Genomic DNA, 5,157 nt, shown 5'->3' with positions numbered 1-5,157 from the left:
TACGTTATTTCTCTAAATTATCCCTATGTTAACAAAGATAATACACAAAAACATTCACCACGTTCTAGGAGATAACCCCCAATAATCTACTATACTTTGTACATGAGTATACATTTTCCACCCATTAGAGCCTACGCCTTCATGTACACCTCTAATCTGGCTACCATAATATGTAGGCGAACCACTGTCACCGTTAGTAGAATTATAATCAGCAGCAGTCATATTATTGTGTTCTCTTGCTGAATAATTTGTACTTTTTACAACCCCACATGCATTACCAGTATATGAACCATTCATACATACGTATTGTCCTACGTATTCATATGATTCTCTTTGCCAACTGGTAAAGTTAGGCTGTCCATAGTTATAATTGCTAGCATAGGAAAGTTGACCTAATGAAATCAGCATTGCATCCAGTTCACCACTATTTACGAGCCTGTAGGCATATCCAAAGTATGAACCGCCTTGACTAAATCTATCACTACTTCTTCCGCAATGACCAGCTGTGACATAGTAAACCCAATTTCCATAAGAAGCTGAAAATCCGCCCGTACACCCCCAACCTGTGTCAATATTGCTAATCCTTAATCCACCTTCTAATGGTCGTGTATAAGCAGTTCTAGACTCTTCGTAACCACCATCAGATTCAATTACTTCAATATCTGAACCGAATATATTTACAAGTGAATCCCTAGCAGTGCTGTCAAATGGATAAATACCGATAATAACCTTATTCCTTTGAATATCAGAATATATAGTAGTAACATTTATACCTTGTTCTTTTAATTCACGCTTCTTCGAGAGTACTGTCGAATGTATTTCATCAAGCTGCTTTTCTGATCTTTGTACTTGTTTAAATTTTATTTTTGAATCATTATTAAAAATTTTCCTAATGTCATTTATCTCTTTATTCATTTGTTTTAAATCTTTAGAAAAACTAATTGTTACCACACCTTTTTTCGATTGATCAACGTACAGTCCACCAAAATCACTTGAACTAATATTGTTTCTAATATATTCTAAAATCAATGGTATTTTTTCCTCTTGATATTTTATTCTATTTTCTATTTCCTCTAATTCGTCCTCAGTTAGCCAAACTCCGTGTTTTTCGTACGACTGTATTACTTTCTTTGATGTTATTAAATTACTCACATAAACAGGATCATAATTTAAACCCATTTTCTTTCTATACTCTATATTTCTTTTTAATTCGGAATCATTAGCTATATCATTTTCCGCGTTTATAGACCGTGGTGATAAAATCAATATGGGAAGTAAAATGATGAATAGGATCACAGCGTTTTTTAGTGAGATATTCATTAAGGACACTTCCCTTCTGATATTGGTATTGTCAAAAGTTTTAAAGACGTCCCCTGATTTTTTGTTGATTTTATGCTGTTCTGGATAAAAAAGCTTGCCACTCTTGTTGTTTACGGTATGATTGAGGTAACGACACACACAACCCCCCAAACATTGGAGTGACAAGATTGTTACCTCAATTATTAATCAAACTTCATCTTTTACAACAAAAAGACGAAGAACTGCGGACATTCTCTGCCTGTATCAGTCGAACGTTTTTCTCGACAACAAACCATTTCGACAGGTGACAGACACAACAACAATTCTCCCCTTTTTTGCAAATGAAATTGCAATAAAAATTTCCGATTTTTCGTTTCCTCTGTTCTCTCTATACAAGTCGACTATAAATACAACACGGTAAGTGATCGACTGGATGTAAAGAAAAATGGTAACTTGTATAGTTCGTAAAATAATCATAAAAAAAATATATATATATGTCAATCCTTTTTTAGAATAAATTTCATAAAAAGAAACAAAAAACCACCTCATATGGGATGGTGGAAGTAATGATGCTAGTCTGCTGCCAATACTCTTCTTCCGATGTCGTATCCAAATGCTCCGACGTAAATCGGCACAACAAAAGCAACAGACGGGGAAAATGGAATCGATACAAATGTTGCGACAATAAAAACGATTGCCGAATGAAAAGTCTTTCCACACTTTTCCGTGAAAATCCCCACCACTTGGTGAGTGCGGTATACGCTCCTGATCCGTGCGGGTATACTGAAAATGGCCAAAAAAGGCAATAGGAAAGCAGAGGTGCCCGATTTTAGGCATCTCGTATAACCTGTCTGCCTTTTGGCTAGACTAAATAAGTTGTGGTTGGCGGAACGGCTCTTTGCGGGAGATCATGCAAAAGATGATCACCAACATCCGCCGAGCAATGGCGATGAGGGCTTTTTTCTTCCCGCACCGGGCCGCCAACGACCAAAACTTTCGGGACAAGGGATGCGTCTTGGATCGAGCTGCTGACCATGCCGCCTCGCATAACGCCGATCGGAGATGGGGATTGCCTTTTGTCGTGCGCGTGCTCTTTCGCTTTCCGGCGCTTTCATGGCTGCCGGGGGACAAACCCGTCCATGAAGCCCCCCGTTCCGGCGTTTCAAAGACGCTCATGTCGGTTCCCATCTCCGCGATGATGACGGCGGCGGTTTGTTTTTTCACTCCGGGCATGGTCATCAGCAATTCGACTTCCTCACGATACGGCTCGAGCAGGCGGTCGATGTGCTGGTCGACTTCTTCGATGAACCGCTCCAATTCCTCAACGTGTTTCCACAAGAGGCGAAGGAGACGGAGCTCGTGTTCGGTCAAGGTGCCCAGCAGCGAATCGTACACCGCTTGCTTTTTCTTTTTGAGCCTTCCGCGCAGGCATTGATCCAGCTCGTCCTTGTCCACGCATCCCTTCTCCAGCAGCCGGGCAAGGATGTCTTTTCCGGAAACGCCGAAGAGATCGGAGAGGACCGAGCCGAGTTTGACATTGGAAGACTCGAGCACTTTTTGAATCCGGTTTTTCTCCGAACTCAACTGTCCGACCCACTTTTTGCGGAGGCGGGTAAAATCCCGCAATTCGCGAATATCCGCTGGGGGGACGAAACTTTTTTCAACGAGTCCATGGCGGAGCAGCTTGGCGATCCACTCGGCGTCAGAGACATCGGTTTTTCTTCCCGGGACATTTTTGATCCGCTGCGGATTGGCCAGTGTCAAGTCGACATAGCCCTCGAGGAAGGCGAAGACCGGTTTCCAATACACGCCGGTGGATTCCATGGCGACATGGGTGACGCCATGTTCTTCGAGCCACTCCAGCAGGTCGCCAAGTCCCTTCGAGAACGTGGAGAAGGTTTGAATGTCCTTTTGAATGGGTCCATCTTCTTCCCATAGCGCGCAGGCGACGATGGTTTCGGCATGAACATCCAATCCTGCGCAGCGAGGATAGATGACATCCATGATGAAAATCCTCCTGTTCGATGATCGAGTGCGCAAACAGCGAATCCACGGGAGAAATGCGGCAGTTTTCCGTTCGTCGTCACCTTTCCTCCGCATCGGGAAAGGGCGGACAATGGGTGGTGCACCCAGTGGATTCGAACGCTTTTCCGTACAGGGTCCAAGCCACCATTAAGTATAACGTCCTATTGAACTGTTTGCGCCTACTCTTCATTATGGGAAGAAAAGGGGGATTTTCATGCCCGGGTGGAGGGCAAAACGTTGCCCATGGAACTTTTCCATGTTTTAATAACCATGCATCCTTTGCAATCTGTGCTCTCGTGAAAGCAGAAGCTGAAACCCTTCCCACTTTCACTTCATGTAATGTACCATTTTTTTACAATATCAGCTCGTCTTGTTGTTTTTCCAACACTAAATATTCTTTGAAGATGGGCTGGTTTAGCCCCTAATCTTCTAGCAAGATATGTCTCAGCAGCAAATCCAGCTTCTCTAGCTGCTTTTAATCTTCCTCCACCGACAAAACCGATAGCCGCCGCAGCTGCGACACCTGTCCATCCTTTTCCCGACTTGTACGCCTTATACGCATCATACGCCGCAAATCCCGCGTTGATAGCCACCCAATGCCCATCCGGATCCACCAACATCACCGGATTGTTGTTCGCATACGCATACCCATTCTGCGTGAGGATATCGTCGGCATCCCCTGGGTCTGGATCCAAGGAAAGGAACACGCCATGCTCTGGGTGGTAGTACCGGGCAATCATGTAATAAAGACCCGTTTCTTGGTCATATTGGTACCTCGCATATCGGTATGGATTTTCGTCCGCCAAGGCACCGGATTGAGAAAGAATATTTCCCCACGCATCGTATTGGTAACGGGCCACGATGTTTTCTTGTTGCTCATTTAGAGTGTGAATCATCTATTTCTTTCGTTTCAATTTCTTTATTGTGATGTTGATATCGTCTAACAGTGCGCTTTCACTTAGCCATTTCCAAAATTTCCTTTTTGTTAAATACTTTTTTTCCTCAACAATTCTTTCAAGTCTTGATGCATCATCAGTATTTCCATATCTACCTATTGCAAGTATGGCATGATTCTTTAGTGTTGTATTAAAATCACCCGTTAAAATTTCAAAGAACTTATTTACTACATCTCTAGTAACTTTGTCCTTAGGAAATTTTTCCGCGAAAGCAAGTAGAGTAACGGCACTAAAAACACGCTCAAATTCCTCACTAAAGAGATCTTCTATTATAACTTTTGATGCTTCTGGATGATCAAATGAATGATAAATAGCCTCTGCTAATGCTTTATGAGAATAACGGGAATCTGGTTTTCTGTACTCCTTAATTATTTCTTCTAGTCCACATATTATTTGTAATTTTGCTACCTTGATTTGTTCCAGTACCTCTTTGTTATCCGTATTGATTTTGTCTAATTCTCTTATAGCATTGTAATCGCCAATTGTTCCTATCATAGCTATATCTGCGATTAAATCCGTGCCACTTTTTTTAGATAAATTGTGAATTTTTCTTTTTAATTGAGTTTCTTTACCCTCTAAAAAATCCAATACACTTTCTGCATAAGCTTTAACAAAAAATATCTCTGTCTCATCTTCAAGAATAGCTTTCAGAAAAGGGATTACACTACTGTCATTTAATAATTTCAATGTTTCTAATATCCCAATCTTACCATTAGGATCTACTTTATAAAAGTATTTTTGTAAGATAGTAATTATGTCCCTTCCCATCTTAGCTAAATCTTGAGCAACTATATCTATATTATGCTCATTAAAATTATTAACTAAATTTCTAACCGTCTCCTCATATTGATTCATATTTTTCACCCCTAAAACTATC

The 5,157-nt window shown here is 41.2% G+C and carries 3 protein-coding genes and 1 pseudogene; all 4 read right to left on the bottom strand.

Going from position 1 to position 5,157, the window contains the following annotated elements; translation table 11 throughout:
• Nucleotides 1-54: 54 nt before the first annotated feature.
• Complete coding sequence (locus GJ1_RS17020) at nucleotides 55-1,458, bottom strand: hypothetical protein (RefSeq protein ID WP_157068417.1); 1,404 nt, start codon at nucleotides 1,456-1,458, stop codon at nucleotides 55-57.
• A gap of 708 nt (nucleotides 1,459-2,166) precedes the next feature.
• The gene (locus GJ1_RS17015; protein WP_066235015.1) at nucleotides 2,167-3,303 is read right to left on the bottom strand and encodes an IS110-like element ISGka2 family transposase; all 1,137 of its coding nucleotides are present in this window, start codon (nucleotides 3,301-3,303) and stop codon (nucleotides 2,167-2,169) included.
• A gap of 479 nt (nucleotides 3,304-3,782) precedes the next feature.
• A pseudogene (locus tag GJ1_RS18480) lies at nucleotides 3,783-4,208 on the bottom strand (RHS repeat-associated core domain-containing protein); the annotation flags it as partial.
• Nucleotides 4,209-4,220: 12 nt separating this feature from the next.
• The coding region (locus GJ1_RS17005; protein WP_217994776.1) for a hypothetical protein at nucleotides 4,221-5,157 on the bottom strand (937 nt) is incomplete at its 5' end.

Origin of the sequence: Geobacillus jurassicus NBRC 107829 (assembly GCF_001544315.1) — a bacterium.
In the GTDB taxonomy this organism is placed as follows: Bacteria; Bacillota; Bacilli; order Bacillales; family Anoxybacillaceae; genus Geobacillus; species Geobacillus jurassicus.
Note: the sequence above shows the minus strand (reverse complement) of the source record. Positions and strands in the feature narration are given on the sequence as shown.

Excerpts from the sequence above, each read along its gene's own strand:
- GJ1_RS17015 (WP_066235015.1), bottom strand. The coding sequence starts at position 3,303 with ATGGATGTCATCTATCCTCGCTGCGCAGGATTGGATGTTCATGCCGAA.